The organism is Serratia sp. PL7 (assembly GCF_945957435.1).
This window is the reverse complement of the sequence record NZ_CAMFLB010000008.1, coordinates 77,439-102,509: the sequence shown is the minus strand read 5'-3', so window position 1 is coordinate 102,509 and position 25,071 is coordinate 77,439. Positions and strand designations below refer to the sequence as shown.

Sequence of the window (25,071 nt, the reverse complement as noted above, 5' to 3'; positions counted from 1 at the left end):
CTGCGCGTGACTCCCTTATCGCCGTTGTGGATCATTGCTCCATATCGAACAGCAACGGAATATCAACTCGCTGCGCCATGCGGTTGCGGTAAGCCTCCACGTTGTCCGGCAGGGCGACACCGGCCACGATCGATAGCGAGCGTAACAGCGGAAACAGATGGATATCATCTTCACTGAGAGTGCCGTTGACCGCTTCCGATGACTGGATCAGCGGGGAAAGCGTGGCCAGATCCTGTTCCAACTGGGCGATCAGATCGGCGCTGTCGGCCAGTAACACGGCAAAATCACCGCTGGCCGCCTGTTTTTTGTCGCTGAAATAGCGGCGTGCGTTGTCAGTGGCGAACTCTTCGAAATCGGCATTGGCAAAGCGCGGTAACAGCAGTTTGTTGACGTAGGTGGCAGTGTATTGCAACCACGCGGTGATGGCCGGATTGGTTTTCCCCGTCAGTAGCGGTTTGCCGTCCAGGTTATCGACGTAATGCACGATATCCATGCTTTCGGGTAGATAGCTACCGTCGTCTTTTTGCAGGATTGGCGCCATTTTCTTGCCGATCATACTGATGGGGGTGATTTCGTCATCGCTTAACAGGGTCACTAAACGTACCGGCAAATCCTTGAGGCCGAAAATCATGCGGGCCTTTACGCAGAATGGGCAGTGATCGTAAATAAACAGTTTCATGCATGCTCCTGTTGTCGGGGTTGGCAGCCAGTCTTGGCCGCTGCGCAGGTTGTCGTGGGATGATGCGCCATCATAAGCCTTTCTGCGCCGTTTTTTGTACTATCAGGATAGCAACTTTGGCAGGTTTGGTCGCCAGAGACTGGGCGCAAGGGATGCTTCCGGGCAAAAATCAGCCACCACGTAGGATCGCGGGGGCTGCGGTACGCGGATTAAATTGCCAGTACAAGGCAAACAGCGTGATAAAGCCTACCAGCCCCAGCAGGAACCAGGGCAACTCCGGCATACCCATCGCATTGCCGGTGTCATACATCCAGCCGCCGCCGGTATAACCCAATGCGCCACCGAGTGCCAATCCCAGGCGGCTAAAGCCCATATAGCTGCCGCGTGCCCGTGAATCGGCCAGTGAGGCGCTCAGGGTCTCACGTGCCGGTTCGGCGATGATCGATCCCAGGTAGAAGCAGCAGATCAGAGTAAACACCGCTTGCAGGCTGGTGGCAAAGCCGACAGGCAGCAGGCTGAGGGTCATCAGCAGCAAGCCGGCCATCAAGCGTTGTTCCAGTCGGAAGTGCTTTTCGCTCCAATGGGCCAGTGGGTATAGCAATGAGAGCGATAGCGCAGCTTCGATGGCGTACATCCATTTGACCGCCGACGGCGAACCGGCGATCTCGTTGACCACGATTGGCAGCATCAACATCACCTGCACCGATAACATGTAATAGCCGGTCAACGTCAACACATAGGTCAGGAAGCGGCGATCGCGCAGTACGCGCATCATGCCTTCTTTCATCGGTGCCCGAATGGTAGAGATCCGGTAATTGGGTAACAGCCAGGCATTCCAACCTGCGGCCAGCACAAAAATACCCGCGCCTACCCAGCAGACGAAATGGAAGTCGTACTGCAGCAGCCAGCTGCCGATTAACGCACCGATAACGGCACCGGCGCTGTCTTGCATCATCAGCAGCGAATAAAAACGGCTGCGTTCATGTGGACGGGTCAGTTTGATCACCAGCGCGGTACGGGGCGGATCGAACAGGGTGCCGCCAATGGCCGACAGCGCGCAGGAAAACCACAGTATCCAGGGTTGATCGGCCATCGCCATGGTGGCAAAGCCTGCCGCACGCAGCAACATGCCGGTGACGATCATCGGTTTGGCGCCAAAACGGTCGGCAATCGCTCCACCAAAGATCCCCAATCCCTGCTGAATGAGCTGGCGTAATCCCAGTGCCAACCCCACGACCACGGCCGCCCAGCCAAGTTGATCGACAAAGCGAATAGAAATAAGTGGGAAGACGACGAAAAAGCCTAAAACCACCAACAGGTTATCAAACAATAAAAAATACTTACCCAAGCTCCGAGCTTGCGATACCAGAGACATGCTTCACCACGAGCAGTTAAAAGGAGAGAAAGACTACCCGGTTATTCTCTACCCAATACGTAATGTCTGATAGGGGGGTGATAGATAATATTTTTTAATCGTCAATACGTTACCTGAGTGGCAAAACTACACTTAAAAATGGGCAAAACAGCTAACTGGCTATTTACTGAGCGCTCAGGGGCTTACCTGCTGGGCGGGCTACGGTTATATTACCGGGGGAATACGCGGTTTTACGCCGACAGTCTGCCATGAGTCATGTGAGATAATGCCTGACCCTGTAGATGTTGACCCAATCAATACTTCTTATCGAACCGTTCTGACCGCGGGGGAAATGATGTTTGGCTATCGCTCTGCATCACCGAAAATACGCCTTACCACCGACCGGCTGGTTGTCCGTTTAGTTCACGAACGCGATGCCTACCGCCTGGCCGAATACTATGCCGAAAACCGGGCGTTCCTGAAGCCCTGGGAGCCGGTGCGCGATGATAGTCACTGTTACCCCTCTGGCTGGCAAGCCCGCCTGGGTATGATCACGGAAATGCAAAAGCAGGGCAGTGCCTACTATTTTATCCTGCTCGATCCGGAAGAACTCCATGTGTGCGGCGTCGCCAATTTCAGCAATGTGCTGCGCGGCTCGTTCCATGCCTGCTTCCTGGGATATTCCCTGGGTGAAAAGTGGCAAGGGCAGGGGCTGATGTACGAAGCGTTGCAAACGGCCATCCGCTATATGCAGCGTCAACAGCGGATGCATCGCATTATGGCCAACTATATGCCGCATAACCAACGCAGCGGTGCGTTGCTGACCCGGCTCGGCTTTGAACGCGAAGGCTATGCCAAGGATTACCTGCTGATCGACGGACAGTGGCAGGATCATGTGCTAACCGCATTGACCAATAAAGAGTGGCAACCGCCACGCTGAGGCCGTAACAATGAAATATGAATTAAATGCCAAAGAAGCCCGAGTGATCGGTTGCATGATGGAAAAACAGGTGACCACGCCTGACCAATATCCCCTTTCCCTCAATGCTATTACGCTGGCCTGTAATCAAAAAACCAACCGCGAGCCGGTGATGGACCTGTCGGAAAGCGAAGTTCAACAGCAGCTTGATTTGCTGTTAAGAAGGCACTTCCTGCGCACCTTAAGTGGTTTTGGTAATCGGGTAGTCAAGTATGAGCAGCGTTTTTGCAACTCCGAGTTCGGCCAACTGAAACTGTCACCGGCCGAAGTGGCGGTGATTGCGACCTTGCTATTACGTGGCGCACAGACGCCGGGTGAACTGCGTACTCGCACCAACCGGATGCATGAATTCAACGACGTCAGCGAAGTGGAAGAGGTGTTGCAACAGTTGTCGACCCGTGAGGATGGGCCGTTCGTGGTACGTTTGCCGCGTGAGCCAGGCAAGCGTGAGAGCCGCTTTATGCACCTGTTCAGCGGCCAGATTGATGCGGCTCCGGCTGAAGCCGAGGAGGCCAATGCGGGTGAATTGACTGAACGCGTGGTGCGTCTGGAGGCCGAAGTCGCTGAATTGAAACAACAGGTGCAGCAGTTGCTGGCGCGGGGTTCACATGAGTAAACTTCGTATCGGGGTCGTGGGTTTAGGTGGCATCGCGCAAAAGGCTTACCTGCCAATTCTTTCTCAAGCGGTGGACTGGCAGTTTATAGGCGGCTTTTCACCGAATCAGCAAAAAGCCCAGCCGGTATGCGATAGCTATCGTATGCCTTATTTCTCTCGTCTTGATAGCCTGGCACAACAGTGTGATGCAGTGTTCGTGCACAGCAGCACGGCTAGCCATTTTCAGGTAGTGGGTGAGCTGTTGGCGCAGGGCGTACACGTCTACGTGGATAAACCGCTGGCGGAAACGTTGGAACAGGGCGAGCAACTGATCGAGCTGGCCGCAAAGCAGGGTGTGGCACTGATGGTGGGCTTCAACCGCCGTTTTGCGCCGTTGTATCGCCAGTTGAAACAACAAATGCAGCTACCGGCCTCGATCCGTATGGATAAACACCGCGCCGATAGCGTAGGGCCAAAGGATCTGCGTTTTACCCTGCTGGATGATTATCTGCACGTGGTGGATACCGCGCTGTGGTTGGGTGGCGGGAGCGCCAGCTTGCAGAGTGGCCAGTTGCGCGCTAACGAAGCGGGCGAGATGCTTTACGCGGAACACCACTTTGCCTGCGGTGACACCATCGTTTCCACCAGCATGCACCGGCGTGCAGGCAGCCAACGGGAGAGCGTGCAGGCGGTTACCAACGGTGCGGTCTATCAGCTGAACGATATGCGCCAATGGCTGCGGGAAGACCCGCAAGGCGTGCTCGAGAAACCAGCCCCAGGCTGGCAAACCACGCTGGAACAACGCGGTTTTGCCGGTGCGGTGCACCATTTTATTCAGTCCATCAGCAACCAGACCGTGCCGGAAACCGCCGGAGAACAGGCCATTTACGCCCAGCGATTGATCGAGAAAATGCTGCGTGATGCCAGTTAACCCTATGTAACATATGGCGGTAGCTATTAGCGGCGCGGAGCCGTAGACTAACGCCACTCAACTGACGCCTGCCGATGCAGGCGTTGATATTTACCCGTCGTACTCATCAGAATAACCACATGAATCTACTTAAATCACTGGCAGCCGTTAGCTCGATGACCATGTTTTCACGGGTGCTGGGCTTTGCGCGTGATGCCATTGTGGCACGCGTTTTTGGGGCAGGGATGGCTACGGATGCTTTCTTTGTGGCGTTCAAACTGCCAAACCTTTTACGGCGCATCTTTGCTGAGGGGGCTTTCTCCCAGGCGTTTGTGCCGATCCTGGCGGAATACAAAAGCCAGCAGGGGGAAGAGGCGACGCGCACCTTTGTCGCCTACGTTTCCGGCCTGTTGACGCTGGTACTGGCGGTAGTGACCGTACTTGGCATGCTGGCCGCGCCCTGGGTGATTTTTATTACGGCGCCGGGGTTTACTGATACGCCGGATAAGTTTGCCCTGACCTCGTCACTGTTACGTATCACCTTCCCATATATCCTGTTGATTTCGCTGGCCTCGCTGGTGGGGGCGATCCTTAACACCTGGAACCGTTTCTCCATTCCGGCCTTTGCGCCAACGCTGTTGAACGTCAGCATGATCGGCTTTGCGCTGTTTGCCGCACCGTACTTCAATCCGCCGGTGCTGGCTTTGGCCTGGGCGGTGGTAGTTGGGGGCGTGCTGCAACTGGGTTATCAATTGCCACATCTCAAGAAAATTGGGATGCTGGTATTGCCGCGCCTGAAGCTGAATGACGCAGGCGTATGGCGGGTGATGCGCCAGATGGGGCCAGCGATACTGGGGGTTTCGGTCAGCCAGATCTCGCTGATCATCAACACCATCTTCGCTTCGTTCCTGGTCTCCGGCTCGGTTTCGTGGATGTATTATGCCGACCGCCTGATGGAATTCCCGTCTGGGGTATTGGGTGTGGCATTGGGAACCATCCTGCTACCGTCCTTGGCGAAGAGCTTCTCCAGCGGTAACCATGACCAATATAACCGCCTGATGGATTGGGGCCTGCGTCTGTGCTTTGTGCTGGCTTTGCCGAGTGCCATTGCGTTAGGCATCCTGGCCAAGCCGCTAACCGTCTCGCTGTTCCAGTACGGCAAGTTCTCCGCCTTTGATGCGGCGATGACCCAGCGTGCGCTGGTGGCCTATTCGGTTGGTTTGATGGGCCTGATCGTGGTGAAAGTGTTGGCACCGGGTTTCTACTCGCGCCAGGACATCAAAACGCCGGTCAAGATTGCCATCATTACGCTGATCCTGACTCAGGTGATGAACCTGATATTTATTGGTCCACTGAAGCATGCCGGGCTTTCGTTATCGATTGGTCTGGGAGCCTGTCTGAATGCTTCTCTGCTGTATTGGCAACTGCGCAAGCAGGATATTTTCCAACCGCAACCCGGCTGGGCGATGTTCCTGTTCAAGCTGGTGGTTGCCGTGCTGGTGATGGCGGCGGTACTGCTTGGCGTGATGTGGCTGATGCCAGAATGGGATCAGGGCAATATGCTGGCTCGTTTACTGCGTCTGTCGGTCGTGGTGGCTGCGGGGATTGTGGCCTACTTCGCGGTGTTGGGGATCCTTGGTTTCCGCCCTAGAGACTTTGCTCGGCGGGTAGATTGACTTCCAACCGCTAATGCGACCTCAGACTGCTGACTAACCCCACTTTTTCAGGTGGGGTTCTTCTTTTTTAGCGACCGCAGGTCGCGATCGCAATATTTTTCCATAACCACATCAGTTGACCTGGCTTCCCGTCTATAGAAGCCTTCTGCTCCTCCTGAACCTCGTTCAGCCACATATAAAGACGATAAAGAAGCTCCAACAGCGCCATCTTCCGTCAGATGGCACACCACCGAGGTAAAATAACCCGCATCCACACCCACGGTGACCGTATCACGACTGAACCGCTCCACCTGCCGCGCCAGCCTGCCGATGAACGGCTGGCTGCCATGCACGTTGCCCTGTATCCAAGATGATGCCGTGCTTGTCGTCCACCGTGAATGGTCCAGATTGAAGAAGCCCTTCGGCTTGTTGTCCCGGTGCATGAAGCTGCTTTTCGGGGCGGTGGTGCTGATTTTGGTGTTTTTAACCGTGTCATTTTTGGGGACTTTTCTTACGGCGGGCAGCGATTTTTTTCGCGTTGCTTCCTGTCGGCCTCCACGGCATCATTCAACTGTGTGAAGTATTCACTGACACCTTCAGGGCGCAGTTCATTCACGGCCTTGCACGGGTTGGCATCGGCTTTCAGATGAGTACTGTCGGTGTAAAGCACACGTCCGTTTGCCATGCTGCCATTGAGAGCCTGCCCTATGGTCTGGATTTCCTTGACCAGACGGCGTTCGGAAGGAACACCGAAGAGGTAGCCCAACAGCATCATTTTAATCAGACGACGGGGTCGATAGCGGGCCTGCCATTATAGGGGCAATAGAGGTGAGCAACGGCATCGCGGATAAATTCAAAATCGATGGCGGCATCAATTTTGCGCACCAGATGGTCTTCGAGAACCAGTTGATCATGGGGGATGGTTTTAATCTGGTATTGCTGGGGAGAGGGTTCTTTAAGCATGGCAGTCAGTCCGTTTTTTCACTGACTTTGTCAGCAATCTGAGGGCGCTAACGCAACCTGAGGCTTATGTAAATTGTTACTAATGTCACTTGCCATTGCTGAAAAAATGTTGGCGGTAACCCTATTTATACCTAGTTAATACGCACGGATTATCCTTTCACATACACTATGTTGATCATGTAGAAACCAGACTTTTGAATACCATTAAATTTTCAATGGAGAACAGGGGGTTAAATAAGCTAATAACTGCGAATATTACTCACGTCGGGATCTAAATCGCTTTGCTTAAAATAGCGTATTTTGACCAATATTCAATTGGGTATGTGCTTATGAAGGATAGCGAGCTCGACGTTAGGAGGATAGTAGTTTTATAAGTCAGAATAGCTGTTAATGATGTGTTCATTGTTAGAAAAAAAACGTAATAACATGAAGCGCATCACGTTTTTGACCTTAAAATGCGCTTTTATGTGTATTTCACACAGCGTTATTGATAATGATAATAGATATCATCTACGGAAGGCGATAGGAATCAATAAAGGGAGGCTTGAATGAATGACTTTGAAAGCAACGTGACAGTAGCAGCGGCGATTATTGTCAAAAATGAAGAGCGCTGTATTGCTCGCTGCATCGACAGCTTACTTCCACTTTTTCAAGAAATAATCGTTGTTGATACAGGATCAACAGATAATACGCTTAAAATATTAAATGGCTATTTAGCTGATGGAGTTAAAATATTTCATACTGAATGGGAAGATAGTTTTTCAAAACCAAGGAATCTTGCCATAAGCAAGTCAATATCTAATTATGTTTTTTTTGTTGATGCAGATGAATATGTTGTTTCTTCAAAGCATGAGGTTTCAAAGATATTTGTAAAAATAAACAACCATAACAATAGAGACCTTGTTGCAATTTGTCCTAAAATTAAAAATCATGATGGTGATATATCAAAGGATATACGAAGAGGATTTGCTAATAACGGAGGTTTTTTCTATTTTTGATATGTCCATGAAGAGTTGAGACGAAAAGACAAAAATAGGATGATCGACATCAGTGTTGATATTATTATCAATCACGATGGTTATACTCATGATGTTTTAAAAGCCAAAGGAAAATATAATAGAAATAAACGGCTGAATTTAAAAAACTTATCTAAAGAGCCTTTGTATCTTCGCTGGAAATTCTTTTACTACCGAGACTGCTTCGAGGGGACTCCACCCGATGAAATTTATAAAGGCTTAGCGAAAGCAATAAAATGCGAAGAGTTAGAACCGTTAAGCATGACAAATATAAAGATGGAAGCCTATACCTTTTCCATCCTTGATCTGATGGCGAAAGCAAAACTAAGTATGATGGATAATGATAAAGAATTTTATGAGGTGATTGAACTCATGGATGCTATCATTCCTTATAATAGCAATGGTTTTTACTATAAACTTATTTATGAATTATTCAAATGGAAATGCAAGTGTAGAATATCAATCAAAGAAATTATAGAGTATAAAAGAAAAAATAAAAAAGTCCATGAAGGAATGATTCATTCAGAGGGGTTACATATTGATGCTGCGCTTTCATTTTATCTTAATGAGATTGGTATGGTGAAACAGGCAAGAAAGCTATTGCTAAGTGTTAGGGATAATGGATTTTCCACGGGGATTGTTAATCAATACTTGAACAGTACAAACACACTAAATTATGAGGGTGACAATGGTAAGTAAAAGAATTTACTTTATTTACAGGCCCAGCCCGACATTTGGTCGGTCTCCTATCCAAGGTGCAGGTGGCGGTTTGTTCGGTTTTTACAAAGAAGATAAATACATTACAACTTTGCAGGATTATCTAAATAAAAAAAATCTCAACTGGCTCGTTGAGCGGGATGACACTGAATCAGATATAGAGAAACTTATAGAGCAAAATGCTCAATTACTGGTTTGCGCACCCGGATTACGCTTCCAGTTCTATCGTAATGGTTTTGATAAAAAAAATATTATTTATCTTAGCACAATGGAATATGTGAGCAATAATATTAACCCTGTTGTTAAACGAATAAGGGAAATAAGTAATGAATAAATATCATGATTTAGTTTTAAGAGAAATAACAGATGAAATTGAATTGATGTCCGTTGGTGGCAGTGGTGGTGGCAGTGGGCAATGGGAAACTGGAGCGGCAGGGGTTTGGGCCGGAGTTATGGATGGGTTAGGCTATAGTTGTTCATTACCTGGTGGATTTTATGGTCCAGGTACTTCTGTAGCAACAGGTTCCGGAACTTGTGTAGGAGGTAACATGGGATCGTCTGACCCCATATGGGGAAATTGAGAAGAGCCTAATCAAACAAACGTAAACTGATAGGATTATATTAAATAATGGTTCGTGGACTAACAGAATGCCATTTTAAATAAATACCAATTCTACTTTTTGCAATATTAGCCCGGCCTTTCGCCGGGCTAACCACCAACCTAGCTATTGAGGAAGATAAACACACTAAGCTATCCTGCGAAATTGAGCAATTAGGCTAAAACCGACTGGGCTTATTGAAATACACGCCAACAGCGCGGAGGCGCAATGCTGATGATAGTATCAATGGTACATATCAGAAGTCCTTGGGGATGTCATTAGCATCAAGGATCATGAGTTCATATTGGTACTGATGAGTGAGCGTTTTTTATATGGAAGCCAGTCCGTTATTGGCACTGGCTTTAGTAGAGTCAAGCTTTGATCGTCAGATAAGAACTTTGTCAGCAATCTGAGAAGTCGGTAACGCGACCTTCTTCAGATTGATGACAAAGGCTAGATGGGAGCGCATGCAGCGTCCCTACATGTTACATGCGTTCGACGGTTTCGATCCCGAGCGTATCCAGACCGGTTTTCAACGTTTTGGCGGTCAGCAGTGCCAACTTCAGGCGGCTCTGACGGGCCTCTTCGCTTTCGGCGTTGAGGATCTGGCAATGCTCGTAGAAGCCAGAGAACAGCCCCGCCAGGTCATACAGATAGGTACACATCACGTGCGGCGTACCTTCACGGGCGACCACGGTGAGGGTTTCTTCGAACTGTAGCAGGCGAGTTGCCAGCGCGATTTCACGCTCTTCTGTCATCACCAAAGGTAGCGTCAGGTTGCTTTCGTCTACGCCAGCACGCTTGAACACCGAGGCAACGCGAGTATAGGCATACTGCATATACGGCGCGGTGTTGCCCTCGAAGGTCAGCATGTTATCCCAATCGAAGATGTAGTCCGTGGTACGGCTTTTCGACAGATCGGCATATTTCACTGCACCGATGCCGACCGCGTTAGCCACGTTCTGCATTTCGTCGGCAGGCATATCCGGGTTCTTCTCGGCAATCAGTTTGCTGGCGCGTTCAACGGCTTCATCCAGCAGATCGGAAAGTTTGATGGTGCCGCCTGAACGGGTTTTGAACGGTTTGCCGTCTTTCCCCAGCATCATGCCGAACATGTGGTGTTCCAGCGAGACAGAGTCTGGCACGTAACCTGCTTTGCGCACGATGGTCCAGGCTTGCATCAGGTGCTGATGCTGGCGCGAGTCGATGTAATAGAGAACACGGTCGGCACCCAGGGTCTCGAAACGGTATTTGGCGCAGGCGATATCGGTAGTGGTATACAGGTAACCGCCATCTTTCTTCTGGATGATGACACCCATCGGATCGCCGTCTTTATTTTTGTACTCGTCCAGAAACACCACGGTGGCGCCTTCGCTTTCTACCGCCAGGCCTTTCGCCTTGAGATCGGCAACGATGCCCGGCAGCATGGCGTTGTACAGGCTTTCGCCCATGACGTCATCTTCGGTCAGGGTGACATTCAGACGGTTATAGGTCAGTTGGTTCTGCGCCATGGTGATGTCCACCAGCTTGCGCCACATCTTCAGGCAATATTCGTCGCCGCCTTGCAGTTTGACCACATAACCACGGGCGCGCAGAGCGAAATCTTCGTCTTCGTCGTAGTTTTTCTTGGCTTCGCGGTAAAATTGCTCCAGATCCGACAGCCCCATATCGCTGGCGTGCTCGTTTTGCATCTTTTCCAGGTAGGCGATCAGCATGCCGAACTGGGTACCCCAGTCGCCCACATGGTTGGCGCGTACCACTTTATGGCCCAGGAATTCCTGGGTACGGGCAGCGGCATCGCCAATAATGGTGGAGCGCAGGTGGCCCACGTGCATTTCTTTCGCCACGTTGGGCGCAGAATAGTCGATCACGATGGTTTGCGGCTTAACGGGGGCAATGCCCAGCTTAGCTGCGCCCAGGGTGGCATCGGCCTGACGGGCAACCCATTCGCTGTTCAGGAAGATATTGATAAAGCCCGGGCCGGCAATTTCCACTTTGCTGCTGATGTCACCCAGGTCAAGCAGTTGCACGACTTTCTCTGCCAGTTGTCGTGGCGGCATACCAAGTTTTTTGGCAACGGACATCACGCCGTTGGCCTGATAGTCACCAAACTGTGCTTTCGCGGACTGACGAACCTGAGCTTCGCAATCTGCAGGCGCACCTGCGGCAATCAGCGCCTGGCTGACCTTATCTGATAGAAGAGCCTGAATATTCACCGGGTTACCTTAAATGACAAACGAGGGCCGTGCAGTACGCCCTCCGGATCAAAAGGTGGTTTTACTCTGTTGGCCTGCAAAACGCCTTGGCGTACAACTTGCAGTCCAGCAGGGACGACGCCACACATCGCAGACGACGCTCAACCACAAAACAGCCTGCAATTGTAACCGATTGACGGCACCGCGTCAGTAGTTGACGCGGGCTGGCATGGTGAAAGATAGGGAAAAGAGAAGGCCAAAATGGTAAGCAGGTGAATCAAACCGTCCGCGGTCATTGGTTTGATGGGAGCGGATTAATGGTAGCTTTAACGCTTTTTATTGCCTCGTCCAGAGCGTAACACACTATTCTGGCGAGTTTTGAAATGGCGATAAATCGCGTAGCCAGCAATGGCTATTAAAACAAGGGATATACCTAACAGGGTCATGTTTATTTATCCAAAATCAAATGCTCTCCTAACCTAACTTATTAACGTCACCTAATCAATTATAAGAATGCTGTTTAGGATTGTTCGCATGATTATCTTTTTTTGATAATAAAAACATTGTGTTACCTCGGTGTTTGAGAGGGGTGTAAATTTCATTTCAAGCGATTTTTATACATTGGCCTTGAGAAAGCGTAAAACGACAAATCGTTAGGGAAACTTAAGGGTTTTAATGGTGGCTTAATTAAGTGCGGACTAAGATGATTCTTGATCATTTCTTGCTTCCTGAAGGATAACTCGGCCTAAAATAGGCACTAGCGCTAAAGAAACAGCATTATGTCCATCCGTTAGGTTTTTATTCTCTGATCCATAGCCTCCAGGCGATTCGACGTGTAGATTATTGGCCTGCCAAAGATCCTGGAGAGCCTGAGAAACTTATGACTACCTTGTCATCGATCGCCGAACTTAACGACCTGACGCTGGATTTACCTCGCTTTGAACTGGCGCTGGAGCAGTTTGCACAACGGCTTCATCTTGAGCTGGCAAAATTCATCGCAGACCATATCTCGCTGCGTTGCCATCAGAACAGCACCGCCGATCGTTGGCGGCAGGGGTTGCTGCAATGCGGATCGCTGCTTTCGGAAACGATGATTAACGGCAGGCCGATTTGCCTGTTTGATCTCCGTCAACCACTGAAGGTTGGCCCTTGGCAGATTGATTGTATCGAGCTGCCATACCCCGGTGAGAAGCGCTATCCGCATGAAGGATGGGAACATGTAGAGCTGGTGCTAAGCGGCGATCCCTCTACCCTGTATGCTCGCGCCCTGGAACATCTGGCGGACGAAGCCTTGCTGCTACCTGGCATCAAACTTAAGCAGAGCTCACCTAAAGGTGAGGGCGAACGCCTGGCCAATCCGACTCTGGCGATCACCGATGGTAATGTCACCATCAAATTCCATCCGCATCATATTCGTGACATCGTGGCCAGTGAACGGGCGAAACCGTAGCGTTTCGTTCGTTGCCGGTTTCGAATGGGGGCTTACAGGGAAAAATGATGCGTTCGCGTTATTTATCAGACTTAACGCCGCCACTGTGACTGCGATCGATCCATTCATCAAAATTGAGTGCCATAGTTAGCACCTTGTGCCGTTAAGACTTTTATCAGGTTTTCATCCTGTGGCTTATAGGCGATGGGTGAACGTTTGCTGTAGCATTTTTGACCGTTATCTGGGGGTAACAATAATGAAGCTGGAAGTTTGTTGCTATAGCGTCGACTGTGCCATGACAGCAGAGCATGCGGGCGCTGACCGCATAGAATTGTGTGCTAGCCAGAGTGAGGGCGGATTGACGCCGAGCTTTGGTTCGTTACGGCTGGCACGGGAGCGGGTAACGATACCCGTTCATCCAATAGTGCGGCCGCGTGGGGGCGATTTCTGTTACAGCTCCGTCGATTTCGAGATTATGAAGAACGACGTGGCGCAAATCCGCGAGATGGGTTTTGCCGGTGTGGTAATCGGCATGTTGGACGACGAAGGGCATATCGATCTTGCGCGGATGCGCGAGGTGATGAAATTAAGCGGTGATATGGCGGTGACCTTCCATCGCGCGTTCGATATGTGTCAAAACCCGATGGTGGCGCTGGAGCAACTGACGCAGCTAGGCGTGGCACGCATTCTGACCTCTGGGCAGCAGCAGAATGCCGAATTGGGCTTGCCGCTCTTGCGCGACTTGGTGCATGCCAGCAAGGGGCCGGTGATCATGGCCGGTGCAGGTGTCCGTTTGAGCAATATGCATAAGTTTGTGGATATCGGTATTCAGGAATTGCATAGCTCGGCCGGGCATACGGTACCTTCCACCATGCGTTACCGTAAGGCGGGTGTCACTATGTGTGCCGATAATGAGTTTGACGAATTCAGCCACTACTGCGTGGATGGTGAAACGGTCGAGGCGATGAAGAACGCGTTGGCCATGCTCACTCCTGCCTAGTGAGATAGTAGGGGCCGCATGCTGAGAGCGTTAGCAATGGCCCAACGGTGTGAGCCCTGTTTGAAGCCCCGAATATTCGGGGCTTTTTGCTTCTGTGCGCAAAAAAAGCCCTGAACAGGGTAGAGGTGCTCAGGGCAAACAGGTTCAATACTTCACTGGTGTTGGCGCGATACCAACACTTTAACTCTAGTTAACGATGAGTCACTGTCTTAAGTTTAAATATTGATAAAATGTAACTGGCAGCGGTGGCTTATCGCAGGCTCTCCACCCAGTGAAAAATGGCCGAGAGCATTTGCACGGTGCCGCCGATATTGAATATGACGGCGAGCCATATGCCAGCCATGATGGTAAGCAATGCCATCAACAGCCTGTCAACGCTTATCATTAACCATCCTTATGAATTTGTTGGATTTTGTCCAGTCTACCACACCAGTGAAAGCGTTCAACCCTGGACGCTGAGCCCCGATTGGTTTTTCCCGCGATTGTATTGCCAGCGTTGACACACATGACAGGAAGCGACACGTAACCGCCGAGACGATACCGTTTGTCGGTGCTGGTGCTCAAGCCGCACGAAACAAGATCAACCGCTTTTGGTCAGGAGGATACATGAGAGTTTATGTTGTGTGGTTAATGCTGGTTTGTTGTTCATTATCGGGCTGTGTTGCGGCCTATTATCGTTAACGGAGGAGGGGGAGATGCGTTATTTACTGATTGTTGGGCTTGTCATGTCGTTAACGGCTTGCGCCACGCTGTATTACAGGTGAATGATGAGATATTTAATTTTATTGCTGGCATTGGCATTGACGGGTTGTGTTTCGGTGTATGGCCCAACTAAAACCGGTAACCAGCCCGGCAGTGCGGCTGAAACTGCCGCTGGCGAGCCGACTGCTGGTGCGAAGCCCACCTTGATAGGCAACCGTAAGCCGGATGAGCTGTTAACTCGTGCCGAGGCAATTTTTGTGCAGAAAGGGTTAAAGGCCACGGTTGTCGACCCACATCTGGGGATCGTTGGCACGACGGGCAATGATGCCGAGCTGGCCAGCCTGTATCTGATTTGTTCAGACCAGCCAGGGCCGTCTAATCTGAATGTGACCTACCGGATCCTGGTGCAGATTTTTAGCGCTGGAGAAGGGACTAACGTGATGGTGCAAGTCAATGGCGTTGCGGGGCTAGTGGCGGGAGATGGCAACGACAAGGTCAAGCCTTTCGAGTGTTCATCCAGCGGAGTGTTTGAAAAGGATCTGCTACAGGCTTTGAGAAAATAACAATACAACTAAAAGGGCGTAGCATTGCTACGCCCTTTTAGTGAGTTGATTAAGGCTTACGGTTTTTTGGCGATCAGCACGGCGCGGATCGGTGCCGGGTAGCCTTCAACCGTTTTGCTCGGATCTTTGGGATCGAGAAACTCGGCCAGTGACTCGCTGGTCATCCAGTCAGTGCGGCGCTGTTCTTCGGTGCTGGTTGGGCAGATATCGGCAATCCTGACGTCCACAAATCCGCATTTCTCCAGCCAGCACTTCAGCGCTTCGGCAGACGGAATAAAGTAGACGTTACGCATCTGCGCGTAGCGGTCGCCCGGCACCAATACCTGATGACGATCGCCTGGTACAACCAGCGTTTCCAACACCAGTTCGCCCTCGGAGACCAGTTGGTTTTTCAACTGATACAGGTGATCCAACGGGGAGCGGCGGTGATAAAGCACACCCATCGAGAAAACGGTGTCGAACGCGGCCAGCTCGGGCAGTTGTTCAATACCCAACGGCAACACATGGGCGCGTTGATCGCCTCCCAGCAGTTTACGTACCGCTTCAAACTGGCACAGGAACAGCTGCATCGGATCGATACCTACCGCCAGATGCGCTCCGGCACCGACCATGCGCCACAGATGGTAACCGCTGCCGCAGCCCACATCCAGAATGGTCCGGCCAGCCAGCGGGGAGATATGAGGCAGCACCCGATCCCACTTCCAGTCGGAGTGCCATTCGGTATCGATATCGATGCCGTAAAGTGAGAAAGGCCCTTTGCGCCACGGCATCAACGTACGCAGCATTTTCTCAATGCCTTCGAGCTGGCCAGGTGACAGCGGTTGTTCCATCTCGGCACGCACGCCATGCAATAAATCCAACTGGGTTGGCGTGAGGGAAGGTAGGTGCTCTACCGAATTGAACCACTGCTTGAACTTGCCATGCAGCGATTCTCGTTGCCAGGCGGTGATTTGTGCCGGCAGCGTATCCAGCCAGTGGCTCAGCGGGCTTTTGGCGATGCGCTGGTAGAAGTCTCCAAACTCGATCATGCGGTTTCTCCTGATTTCAGGGCGATCAACGAGCCGAAGTTGAAACATTGGAACCAGACTTCTGCATGTTCAAAACCGGCTTGCCGGAGGCGCGCTTTATGCGCTTCGACCGAATCGGTCAGCATCACGTTTTCCAACATGCTGCGCTTTTGGCTGATTTCCAATTCGCTGTAGCCGTTGGCTCGTTTGAAGTCGTGGTGCATGTTGAACAACAGTTCACCGACGTCCGTATCCTCAAAGCTGAATTTCTCTGACAGCACCAAGGCACCGCCCGGACGTAGCCCGCGATAAACCTGTTCGAGCAGGCGCAGCCGATCGGCCGGTTCAAGAAACTGTAGGGTGAAGTTCAATACCACCATCGAGGCGTTTTCGATGGTAATGTCTAAAATGTCCGCCTCAATGACGTCGACTGGCGTATCGGCGCGAAACGCATCAAGATGGCGGCGGCAGCGCTCTACCATCGCGGGGGAATTATCGACCGCAATAATCTGACAACCTTCGACGCTGATGTTCCTGCGCATCGATAGCGTGGCCGCGCCGAGCGAGCACCCCAGGTCATACACCCGGCTGTATGGCTGGACAAAGCGTTCGGCCAGCATGCCAATCATCGAAATGATATTGGAGTAGCCCGGTACGGAACGCTGGATCATGTCTGGGAAGACTTCAGCAACGCGCTCGTCGAAGGTCCAGTCGCCCAGTTTGGCGATCGGGGCGGAAAAAAGAGTATCGCGGTTTGGCATAGCGGCAAATCAGGTCAGAATTCGAAGGGGCGTATACTAACAGAAAAGCGGCGCAGGCAGAAGCAGGCGGCGTGGCCGCCTGAGCAGAGGGGATATCAGTGCAAACTGAAGATAATGTCCCACGGCAGATAAACGATATTGGCTATCACCATCAGTATCAGAGAAATATAAGTAGCCGCCATACCCGAACGGCGCCAGCGGACTTCACGGTTACGTAAACCGTAGTAGTGAACCAGTCGGCCTGCCATCAGCAGCAAACCACACAGATGCACCATCCAGACTTCGGCACCGTTCATCTCCATGATCACCAACAGGATGGCGGCGATCGGGATGTACTCCACGGCGTTACCGTGTACGCGTATCGCGGTTTGCAGCTCATAGAACCCGCCGTCACCATAAGCGACCCGGTACTGCATTCTCAACCTGACCACGTCATAAGAGAGTTTGATCAACAACAATGCGCCAAGCACCACATAGAGCGCGCTTACCATTCTTAACTCCATTCGTAACCAAATCTGGCAACGAGCATCATAACTGCCATCATCGCGACTGTCGCGAGGAAATATCCGATGGGACCCATCAGATTAATAGGTTAAAACAAGGCTTCTTGCTCTGGCCAGCCCGGAGGCATCGATAAATTCGGAATTATGCCGTATAGCCCTTGCCAGATTTTCTGTGCCTGCTGCGGTGAATCGCTGTTATCTGGCGTGTGAATAAACAGGTAGGGCTGATGTTGTTGCGCCCAGTCAGGCAGCCTCTGTTGCCAGGACTCGAACCAGCGCTGATTGTCCGCCAGCACGTCACCGCCGATAAAGCGGATCAACGGGTTGTTGGCCGTTACCACTGCATGCACCGGCAGCTTGGGCTTTTTCTGTTGTGCATCGCGGATCGCCGGGCTGTGTGGCTTGGCATGGTGAAGTGGGCGGCTATCGAGGATGGTGCGGTTAATACCTCGTTGGTGCAAACCCTGATTCAGTTGGCGTTCTGCGTCACCCTTGGCGAAAAATTCCAGATGGCGGACCTCGACTCCGTAGGTAAACTCCGGCGGTAAGGCATCAAGAAAAGCCCAGAGAATGCCCAGATGCTCGGGTGCAAAGGCAGCGGGCAACTGCAACCACAGCTGTCCGATACGCCCTTCAAGGGGGCGCAGGCAATCATAAAACGCCTTGATATCGGCTTCACAGCCGCGCAGTGCTGCTTTATGGCTGATCGCTGACGGGAATTTAAAGCAAAAACGGAAATCATCGCCGGTCATATCGCGCCAGCGATGGACAATTTCCGCCTTGGGCAACGCGTAGAAGGTAGTGTTACCTTCCACGCAGTTGAAGTAGCGGCTGTAGTCCGCCAGATCGCGCAGGCCGATGCGGTTCCAGGCCGGATGTTGCCATTGCGGTAATCCAATATAAATCAACGGTCATCTTCCCTGCTTTACATTTTGGCAACAACGTTAACGTTATCTGCGCCGCCTTTCAAGTTACGGCGGGCTTATAGCGCCGCAAGGATTTCACTGGTGCTTCGCACACGGGCAATACGCGGGAAGATATTATCGAAGGCGAACTGGTGCATCTCGGCGCTGTAGGTGCTGCACATGTCTTCGGCGATCACCAACTCGTAGCCATGTTCCCAGGCTGCGCGAGCGGTAGACTCCACGCCAATATTGGTAGCGATACCGCCCAATACCACCGATTTGATACCCCGACGACGCAGTTGCAGATCCAGATCGGTACCATAGAATGCGCCCCATTGACGTTTGGTGATCAACACATCGCTGTCTTGTACCGCCAGCGCTTCGGGGAATTCCCACCAGGACGCTGGCAGCCCGCCGACCGGAGACGGTGAAGGTTTATCTACTGGCTGCTTGAGCGCTTCGGCAAAGGAATCAGACCAGCCGACGCGCACCAGAAACACGGGGGCATTCAGCGCGCGAAAGCGTCCTGCCAGATGGGCCGCATGGGTGACGACTTGGCTGGCACTGTGCGGGCCAGCGGCGTAAGGTAAAATGCCGTGTTGCAGATCGATCAGGACCAGGGCGGTGGTTTGGGCATCAAGTTTTAGCATTGGGAGCATCTCAGGGGTAAAGTGGATTTAAGGTTGTGCTACTGGCATATGAAAGACGACGGGGACATAGGCTACGTGATAAAACTGCTGCCAGTTAATGGGAAATTTGTTAACCGATGTGTTGTTTCTTAACGTTCGGTACCATTTAGCGTTGCAACAATGCCGTGTTCGCTCTTATCTGGCGCATGAATTTCCTTTATAATGACCGCCTTTTTTCACCAATCTTTAATCCAGCGATCTATGCCGATTTATGAATATGCATGTGGCTCATGCCAACATCGATTAGAGAAACTACAAAAATTTTCCGACGCGCCGTTGACTCAATGCCCGGCGTGTGGGCAGCCCGCACTGACCAAGTTGATCTCTGCCAGCGGTTTCCAGTTAAAGGGTACTGGCTGGTATGCAACAGACTTCAAACCGGGTGATAAATAACAATTCGTCAGATAACAGCCGTGCGGAAACAGCAACTGTTGCCAACCTCCGGCGGAATCGGCTTAAGTCAAAAGGATAGCGTATGCGTACTGAATATTGCGGGCAGTTGAATCTGGCCCACGTCGGCCAGGAAGTCACTTTGTGTGGTTGGGTCAACCGCCGCCGCGATCTGGGTGGCCTGATCTTTATTGATATGCGTGACCGCGAAGGCATCGTGCAGGTGTTCTTCGATCCGGATCAGAAAGCGGCCTTCGACAAAGCCTTCGAACTGCGTAACGAGTTCTGCATCCAGATCGTCGGTACCGTGCGTGCGCGCCCGGAAAGCCAGGCCAACAAGGATATGGCGACTGGCGAGGTTGAGGTGTTTGCCCACGCGCTGGAGATCATCAACCGCTCCGAACCGCTGCCGTTGGACTCGAACCAGACCAACAGCGAAGAAGCGCGTCTGAAATATCGCTACCTGGATCTGCGTCGCCCAGAAATGGCCGACCGCCTGAAAACCCGTGCCAAGATCACCAGCTTTGTGCGCCGCTTTATGGACAGCCACGGTTTCCTGGATATCGAAACCCCCATGCTGACCAAAGCCACGCCGGAAGGTGCCCGTGACTATCTGGTACCAAGCCGCGTGCATAAAGGTAAGTTCTATGCGTTGCCGCAGTCCCCACAGTTGTTCAAACAGCTGCTGATGATGTCTGGCTTCGACCGTTACTACCAGATCGTCAAGTGCTTCCGTGACGAAGACTTGCGCGCCGATCGCCAGCCGGAATTCACCCAGATCGACGTGGAAACTTCTTTCATGAGCGCCGAGCAGGTGCGTGAAGTGATGGAGCAACTGGTGCATGAGCTGTGGCTGGACGTGAAGGGCGTCGATCTGGGTAAATTCCCGATCATGACCTTTGCCGAAGCGATGCGCCGTTACGGTTCCGATAAGCCAGACCTGCGTAACCCGCTGGAGCTGGTGGACGTTGCCGACCTGGTCAAAGACGTTGAGTTCAAAGTGTTCTCTGGCCCGGCGAACGATGCCAAAGGCCGCGTGGCCGCGATTTGTGTTCCGGGTGGCGCACAGCTGACCCGTAAGCAGATCGACGAATACGGCGCTTTCGTTAATATCTACGGTGCCAAAGGTTTGGCATGGTTGAAGGTTAACGATCGTGCTGCGGGTATGGAAGGCGTGCAAAGCCCGATTGCCAAATTCCTCAGTGCCGAAGTGCTGGAAGCGATCCTGGCGCGCACTAATGCGCAAACCGGTGACATTCTGTTCTTCGGTGCCGACAGCTTTAAAATCGTTACCGACGCCATGGGCGCGCTGCGCTTGAAAATTGGCCGCGATCTTGGCCTGACCAAGCTCGACAGTTGGGCACCACTGTGGGTGGTCGATTTCCCAATGTTTGAAGAAGACGGCGAAGGCGGCTTGGCGGCGATGCACCATCCGTTTACCGCACCGCGCGATATGAGCCCGGAAGAACTGCAAAAAGATCCTACTTCAGCTATCGCCAATGCCTACGATATGGTGCTGAACGGCTATGAAGTGGGTGGCGGTTCCGTGCGTATTCACCGCAGTGAAATGCAGCAAACCGTCTTCGGTATCCTTGGCATCAATGAGCAAGAACAACGCGAGAAGTTCGGCTTCCTGCTGGATGCGCTGAAGTACGGTACGCCTCCGCACGCCGGTTTGGCCTTCGGTCTGGATCGCCTGGTGATGCTGGTAACCGGTACCGAGAACATCCGTGACGTTATCGCCTTCCCGAAAACCACCGCAGCAGCCTGTCTGATGACCGATGCACCAAGCTTCGCCAACCCGGCTTCGTTGCAGGAGCTGGCGATCAGCGTAGTGAAGAAAGCCTCAGCCGAACAAGAGAGCGAGTGATGAATTACAAGCGGCCCGAGTCTATTCTGGTGGTGATTTATGCAAAATCCAGTGGCCGGGTGCTGATGTTACAGCGGCGTGATGATACGGAGTTCTGGCAGTCGGTGACCGGCAGCCTTGAGGACGCCGAATCGCCGCCGCATGCCGCACAGCGCGAAGTCATGGAAGAGATTGGCATCGATATCGCAGCAGAGGGGCTGCCGTTGTTCGATTGCCAGCGCTGTGTGGAATTTGAACTCTTTGTCCATTTGCGACACCGCTATGCGCCGGGAACCACGCGTAATAAAGAGCACTGGTTCTGTCTGGCGTTACCTGATGAGCGCGATCCGGTCTTGACCGAACATCATGCTTACCAATGGCTTGAGGCGTCCGAGGCGGTCAAACTGACCAAGTCCTGGAGTAATCAGCAGGCGATTGAAGAGTTTGTGATCCATTCTGTCCAGTAGTTCTTTTTGGAGATATTTTTTATGGCAGGTCATAGTAAATGGGCCAACACCAAACACCGCAAAGCTGCACAAGATTCCAAACGCGGTAAGATTTTCACCAAAATTATCCGTGAGTTGGTGACTGCCGCCAAATTGGGCGGCGGCGATCCGGGTTCGAACCCACGTCTGCGTGCGGCTATCGATAAAGCGCTGTCTAACAACATGACGCGCGATACCCTGAACCGTGCTATCGCCCGTGGCGTAGGCGGCGATGATGATACCAATATGGAAACCATCATCTATGAAGGTTACGGCCCTGGCGGCACCGCGGTAATGATCGAGTGCCTGAGTGACAACCGTAACCGTACCGTGGCAGAAGTGCGCCATGCCTTCACCAAGTGTGGTGGCAACCTGGGTACCGACGGTTCCGTGGCCTATCTGTTCACCAAAAAAGGCGTGATCACCTACGCACCGGGTCTGGATGAAGACACCGTGATGGAAGCCGCGCTGGAAGCGGGTGCCGAAGATATCCAGACCTATGACGATGGTGCCATTGACGTCTTCACCGCCTGGGAAAATCTGGGTGAAGTGAAAGACGCGTTGACCGCCGCAGGCTTTGAGGCAGACTCGGCCGAGGTTTCCATGATCCCGTCCACCAAAGCGGATATGGATGCGGAAACTGCGCCTAAGTTACTGCGCTTGATCGACATGCTGGAAGACTGTGACGACGTGCAGGAGGTTTACCATAACGGTGAGATCTCCGACGAGATCGCTGCAACGCTGTAATGCAAGTGAATGATGGCGTTGCCAACCGGCAACGCCAGGCAACAATCAATGCAGGGTGGTGGTAGCAATGGCGATCATACTGGGTATCGATCCCGGCTCGCGCGTCACCGGCTATGGCCTGATCCGCCAGCAGGGCCGCCAACTGACCTATGTTGCCAGCGGTTGTATTCGTACCGTGGTGGATGATATGCCGACGCGCCTGAAGCTGATTTATGCTGGCGTGAGTGAAATCATTACCCAGTTTCAACCGGACTTCTTCGCTATCGAACAGGTGTTTATGGCCAAGAATCCGGACTCGGCGCTTAAGCTGGGGCAGGCGCGGGGCGTGGCGATCGTTGCTGCCGTCAATCAAAACCTGGAAGTGTTTGAGTACGCGGCGCGCCAGGTGAAACAGACGGTGGTCGGTACCGGTGCGGCGGAAAAGTCTCAGGTGCAGCATATGGTTCGCTCATTGCTGAAGCTGTCTGCCAATCCGCAGGCGGATGCCGCGGATGCGTTGGCTATCGCCATTACCCACTGCCATCTCAGCCAGAACGTGCTGCGTATGAGTGAAGGGCGGTTGAATCTGGCGCGCGGGCGTTTGCGTTAGAGCCGTTGACAATGTGGCAGTGTTGCTAAATGTCAGTAATCTGAGGCTGGATATTCATCCAGCCTTTTTTATGGTATAAGCTGTATCAATACTGCGTGGCAGTGCGCCACGTGCAGGGATCCATTCAGGAGGGGTAATGATAGGTCGTCTCAGAGGAATTATTCTGGAAAAGCAGCCACCGCTGGTGTTACTTGAAACCAATGGCGTCGGGTATGAAGTGCATATGCCGATGACCTGCTTTTACGAGCTGCCGGAGCTGGGGCAAGAGGCTATCGTGTTTACCCAATTCGTGGTGCGTGAAGATGCACAGCTGCTGTATGGGTTCAATGATAAGCAAGAACGAGCGCTGTTCCGTGAGCTGATTAAAGTGAACGGCGTGGGGCCAAAACTGGCGCTAGCGATCCTTTCAGGCATGTCTGCCCAGCAGTTTGTCAGCGCGGTAGAACGTGAAGAGATCACTACATTGATCAAATTGCCAGGCGTGGGTAAGAAAACTGCCGAGCGTCTGGTCGTCGAAATGAAAGACCGCTTCAAAGGCCTGAACGGCGATCTGTTCAACAACAGCAGCGAAATCCCCCTGCCGGCCAGTGCGGCCAAAGCGGCGGAGATGGATATTGAAGCCGAAGCGGCCTCTGCGCTGGTGGCCTTGGGCTATAAGCCACAGGAAGCCAGCCGGATGGTCAGCAAGGTTGCCAAGCCGGGTGCGGATTGCGAGGCATTAATCCGCGAAGCATTACGTGCCGCTCTGTAGGCAGGAAAGGGGTAGACCATGATTGAAGCCGACCGCCTGATCTCTGCCGAGCCGTTCAATGAAGAAGAGGTGCTGGATCGCGCGATCCGTCCTAAGCTGCTGACGGAGTACGTTGGCCAGCCGCACGTGCGTGAGCAGATGGAAATCTTTATTCAGGCTGCCAAACAGCGCGGCGATGCACTGGACCATCTGTTGATCTTCGGGCCGCCTGGGTTGGGTAAAACCACCTTGGCCAACATCGTGGCCAATGAGATGGGCGTTAACCTGCGTACCACTTCTGGTCCGGTGCTGGAAAAGGCTGGGGATCTGGCGGCAATGCTGACCAACCTGGAGCCCCATGACGTCCTGTTTATCGACGAAATCCACCGTCTTTCGCCGGTAGTGGAAGAGATCCTGTATCCAGCGATGGAAGACTATCAGCTGGATATCATGATCGGTGAAGGCCCGGCGGCGCGCTCAATCAAGCTCGACCTGCCACCGTTCACCCTGGTTGGAGCCACCACGCGTGCCGGTTCCTTGACCTCGCCATTACGCGATCGCTTCGGCATCGTGCAGCGTTTAGAGTTCTATCAGGTGGCCGATCTGGAGCATATCGTTTCCCGCAGTGCCAACTGCCTGGGGCTGGATCTGTCTACCGATGGGGCGCATGAAGTGGCACGTCGCGCCCGCGGTACACCGCGTATTGCCAACCGTTTGCTGCGCCGCGTGCGCGACTTTGCCGAAGTTCGTGCCAACGGGGTGATCAATGGCGAAGTGGCCATGCAGGCGTTGGATATGCTGAACGTCGATGCGGAAGGTTTCGACTATATGGACCGCAAGCTGTTGCTGGCGATCATCGACAAGTTTACCGGTGGCCCGGTGGGGTTGGATAACCTGGCGGCGGCAATCGGTGAAGAGCGTGAAACGATAGAAGACGTGATCGAACCTTTCCTGATCCAACAGGGGTTTATTCAGCGTACTCCGCGTGGCCGAATGGCGACCAATCATGCCTATAAGCACTTTGGTATCGAGCGGGAAGAGAAGTAGAAATCCAGGATTT

Annotated in this window: 27 protein-coding genes and 1 pseudogene; 18 read left to right on the top strand and 10 right to left on the bottom strand. The window is 52.4% G+C overall.

The features are described 5' to 3' along the window. Window positions 1-31: 31 nt before the first annotated feature. Both grxB and mdtH read right to left on the bottom strand, forming a co-directional pair. Window positions 32-679, bottom strand: a complete 648-nt coding sequence (grxB, locus tag N6G83_RS28145; protein WP_199063658.1) for a glutaredoxin 2 — start codon at window positions 677-679, stop codon at window positions 32-34. 169 nt (window positions 680-848) lie between these two features. Further along, on the bottom strand, window positions 849-2,054 hold the full coding sequence (mdtH, locus tag N6G83_RS28140; protein WP_211134581.1) for a multidrug efflux MFS transporter MdtH: 1,206 nt from the start codon (window positions 2,052-2,054) through the stop codon (window positions 849-851). Window positions 2,055-2,388: 334 nt separating this feature from the next. Here mdtH and rimJ point away from each other — a divergent pair, with 334 nt between their 5' ends. The 4 genes from rimJ to murJ all read left to right on the top strand — a co-directional run bounded on the left by rimJ (window position 2,389) and on the right by murJ (window position 6,193). Then, a complete protein-coding gene (gene rimJ / locus N6G83_RS28135; RefSeq protein WP_021181129.1) occupies window positions 2,389-2,973 on the top strand; it encodes a ribosomal protein S5-alanine N-acetyltransferase in 585 nt (194 codons plus the stop codon). Between the two features lie 10 nt (window positions 2,974-2,983). Further along, window positions 2,984-3,628, top strand: coding sequence for a YceH family protein (locus tag N6G83_RS28130; RefSeq protein WP_098930863.1), 645 nt, complete (start codon window positions 2,984-2,986; stop codon window positions 3,626-3,628). Beyond that, entirely contained in the window at window positions 3,621-4,538 is a 918-nt protein-coding gene (locus N6G83_RS28125; protein WP_211134580.1) for a Gfo/Idh/MocA family protein, read from the top strand. Before N6G83_RS28130 ends, N6G83_RS28125 begins: the two co-directional genes overlap by 8 nt. A 119-nt stretch (window positions 4,539-4,657) precedes the next feature. After that, the gene (gene murJ / locus N6G83_RS28120) at window positions 4,658-6,193 is read left to right on the top strand and encodes a murein biosynthesis integral membrane protein MurJ (RefSeq protein ID WP_024530484.1); all 1,536 of its coding nucleotides are present in this window, start codon (window positions 4,658-4,660) and stop codon (window positions 6,191-6,193) included. 209 nt (window positions 6,194-6,402) lie between these two features. On the opposite strand, the pseudogene N6G83_RS28115 reads toward murJ, so the two are convergent. After that, window positions 6,403-7,135, bottom strand: a pseudogene (locus tag N6G83_RS28115) (transposase); the annotation flags it as partial. 548 nt (window positions 7,136-7,683) lie between these two features. Between N6G83_RS28115 and N6G83_RS28110 the strand changes: the two are divergent. Genes N6G83_RS28110 through N6G83_RS28095 form a run of 4 tightly spaced genes read left to right on the top strand, consistent with a single transcriptional unit; the run spans window position 7,684 to window position 9,449 of the window. Then, window positions 7,684-8,133, top strand: a complete 450-nt coding sequence (locus tag N6G83_RS28110; RefSeq protein WP_211134579.1) for a glycosyltransferase — start codon at window positions 7,684-7,686, stop codon at window positions 8,131-8,133. 39 nt (window positions 8,134-8,172) lie between these two features. After that, on the top strand, window positions 8,173-8,850 hold the full coding sequence (locus tag N6G83_RS28105) for a hypothetical protein (protein ID WP_211134578.1): 678 nt from the start codon (window positions 8,173-8,175) through the stop codon (window positions 8,848-8,850). After that, the gene (locus N6G83_RS28100) at window positions 8,840-9,202 is read left to right on the top strand and encodes a nitrogen fixation protein NifS (RefSeq protein WP_074028709.1); all 363 of its coding nucleotides are present in this window, start codon (window positions 8,840-8,842) and stop codon (window positions 9,200-9,202) included. The genes N6G83_RS28105 and N6G83_RS28100 overlap by 11 nt, the downstream gene beginning before the upstream one ends. Further along, a complete protein-coding gene (locus N6G83_RS28095; RefSeq protein ID WP_139102415.1) occupies window positions 9,195-9,449 on the top strand; it encodes a hypothetical protein in 255 nt (84 codons plus the stop codon). The genes N6G83_RS28100 and N6G83_RS28095 overlap by 8 nt, the downstream gene beginning before the upstream one ends. A 503-nt stretch (window positions 9,450-9,952) precedes the next feature. Here N6G83_RS28095 and argS read toward each other — a convergent pair. Beyond that, a complete protein-coding gene (gene argS / locus N6G83_RS28090) occupies window positions 9,953-11,683 on the bottom strand; it encodes an arginine--tRNA ligase (RefSeq protein WP_024530485.1) in 1,731 nt (576 codons plus the stop codon). Window positions 11,684-12,542: 859 nt separating this feature from the next. Between argS and N6G83_RS28085 the strand changes: the two genes are divergently transcribed. Beyond that, complete coding sequence (locus N6G83_RS28085; RefSeq protein WP_211134577.1) at window positions 12,543-13,112, top strand: VOC family protein; 570 nt, start codon at window positions 12,543-12,545, stop codon at window positions 13,110-13,112. Window positions 13,113-13,344: 232 nt separating this feature from the next. Beyond that, complete coding sequence (cutC, locus tag N6G83_RS28080; RefSeq protein ID WP_024530487.1) at window positions 13,345-14,091, top strand: copper homeostasis protein CutC; 747 nt, start codon at window positions 13,345-13,347, stop codon at window positions 14,089-14,091. Window positions 14,092-14,341: 250 nt separating this feature from the next. Here the strand turns inward: cutC and N6G83_RS28075 are convergent, their stop codons facing one another. Further along, window positions 14,342-14,476, bottom strand: a complete 135-nt coding sequence (locus tag N6G83_RS28075; protein WP_255519184.1) for a hypothetical protein — start codon at window positions 14,474-14,476, stop codon at window positions 14,342-14,344. Between the two features lie 379 nt (window positions 14,477-14,855). Here N6G83_RS28075 and N6G83_RS28070 point away from each other — a divergent pair, with 379 nt between their 5' ends. Next, complete coding sequence (locus tag N6G83_RS28070) at window positions 14,856-15,356, top strand: hypothetical protein (protein ID WP_211134576.1); 501 nt, start codon at window positions 14,856-14,858, stop codon at window positions 15,354-15,356. A gap of 56 nt (window positions 15,357-15,412) precedes the next feature. Here N6G83_RS28070 and cmoB read toward each other — a convergent pair whose 3' ends face one another. From cmoB to N6G83_RS28045, 5 genes are all read right to left on the bottom strand, one after another. Next, window positions 15,413-16,384, bottom strand: a complete 972-nt coding sequence (cmoB, locus tag N6G83_RS28065; protein WP_074028715.1) for a tRNA 5-methoxyuridine(34)/uridine 5-oxyacetic acid(34) synthase CmoB — start codon at window positions 16,382-16,384, stop codon at window positions 15,413-15,415. Then, window positions 16,381-17,124, bottom strand: a complete 744-nt coding sequence (cmoA, locus tag N6G83_RS28060; protein WP_024528725.1) for a carboxy-S-adenosyl-L-methionine synthase CmoA — start codon at window positions 17,122-17,124, stop codon at window positions 16,381-16,383. The genes cmoB and cmoA overlap by 4 nt, the downstream gene beginning before the upstream one ends. Before the next feature lie 95 nt (window positions 17,125-17,219). After that, window positions 17,220-17,615 (bottom strand): MAPEG family protein, encoded by a 396-nt coding sequence (locus tag N6G83_RS28055; RefSeq protein ID WP_024528726.1) that lies wholly within the window; start codon window positions 17,613-17,615, stop codon window positions 17,220-17,222. Window positions 17,616-17,716: 101 nt separating this feature from the next. Continuing rightward, window positions 17,717-18,532 carry a DUF72 domain-containing protein gene (locus tag N6G83_RS28050; RefSeq protein WP_173410159.1) on the bottom strand — a complete coding sequence of 272 codons (816 nt, stop codon included), beginning with the start codon at window positions 18,530-18,532 and terminating at the stop codon, window positions 17,717-17,719. A 77-nt stretch (window positions 18,533-18,609) separates the two neighbouring features. After that, window positions 18,610-19,182, bottom strand: a complete 573-nt coding sequence (locus tag N6G83_RS28045; protein WP_065685641.1) for a hydrolase — start codon at window positions 19,180-19,182, stop codon at window positions 18,610-18,612. 201 nt (window positions 19,183-19,383) lie between these two features. Here N6G83_RS28045 and N6G83_RS28040 point away from each other — a divergent pair, with 201 nt between their 5' ends. From N6G83_RS28040 to ruvB, 7 genes are all read left to right on the top strand, one after another. Next, window positions 19,384-19,614 carry an FmdB family zinc ribbon protein gene (locus N6G83_RS28040; RefSeq protein ID WP_021181142.1) on the top strand — a complete coding sequence of 77 codons (231 nt, stop codon included), beginning with the start codon at window positions 19,384-19,386 and terminating at the stop codon, window positions 19,612-19,614. Window positions 19,615-19,696: 82 nt separating this feature from the next. Further along, entirely contained in the window at window positions 19,697-21,481 is a 1,785-nt protein-coding gene (gene aspS / locus N6G83_RS28035) for an aspartate--tRNA ligase (protein ID WP_024528729.1), read from the top strand. Further along, entirely contained in the window at window positions 21,481-21,927 is a 447-nt protein-coding gene (nudB, locus tag N6G83_RS28030; protein ID WP_021181144.1) for a dihydroneopterin triphosphate diphosphatase, read from the top strand. Before aspS ends, nudB begins: the two co-directional genes overlap by 1 nt. 21 nt (window positions 21,928-21,948) lie before the next feature. After that, window positions 21,949-22,692: a YebC/PmpR family DNA-binding transcriptional regulator gene (locus N6G83_RS28025; protein ID WP_021181145.1), complete on the top strand. Its 744-nt coding sequence runs from the start codon at window positions 21,949-21,951 to the stop codon at window positions 22,690-22,692. Between the two features lie 67 nt (window positions 22,693-22,759). After that, the gene (gene ruvC / locus N6G83_RS28020) at window positions 22,760-23,281 is read left to right on the top strand and encodes a crossover junction endodeoxyribonuclease RuvC (protein WP_021181146.1); all 522 of its coding nucleotides are present in this window, start codon (window positions 22,760-22,762) and stop codon (window positions 23,279-23,281) included. A gap of 136 nt (window positions 23,282-23,417) precedes the next feature. Continuing rightward, window positions 23,418-24,032 carry a Holliday junction branch migration protein RuvA gene (ruvA, locus tag N6G83_RS28015; protein ID WP_021806658.1) on the top strand — a complete coding sequence of 205 codons (615 nt, stop codon included), beginning with the start codon at window positions 23,418-23,420 and terminating at the stop codon, window positions 24,030-24,032. A gap of 18 nt (window positions 24,033-24,050) precedes the next feature. Further along, complete coding sequence (ruvB, locus tag N6G83_RS28010) at window positions 24,051-25,058, top strand: Holliday junction branch migration DNA helicase RuvB (protein WP_024486543.1); 1,008 nt, start codon at window positions 24,051-24,053, stop codon at window positions 25,056-25,058. Window positions 25,059-25,071: the final 13 nt, after the last annotated feature.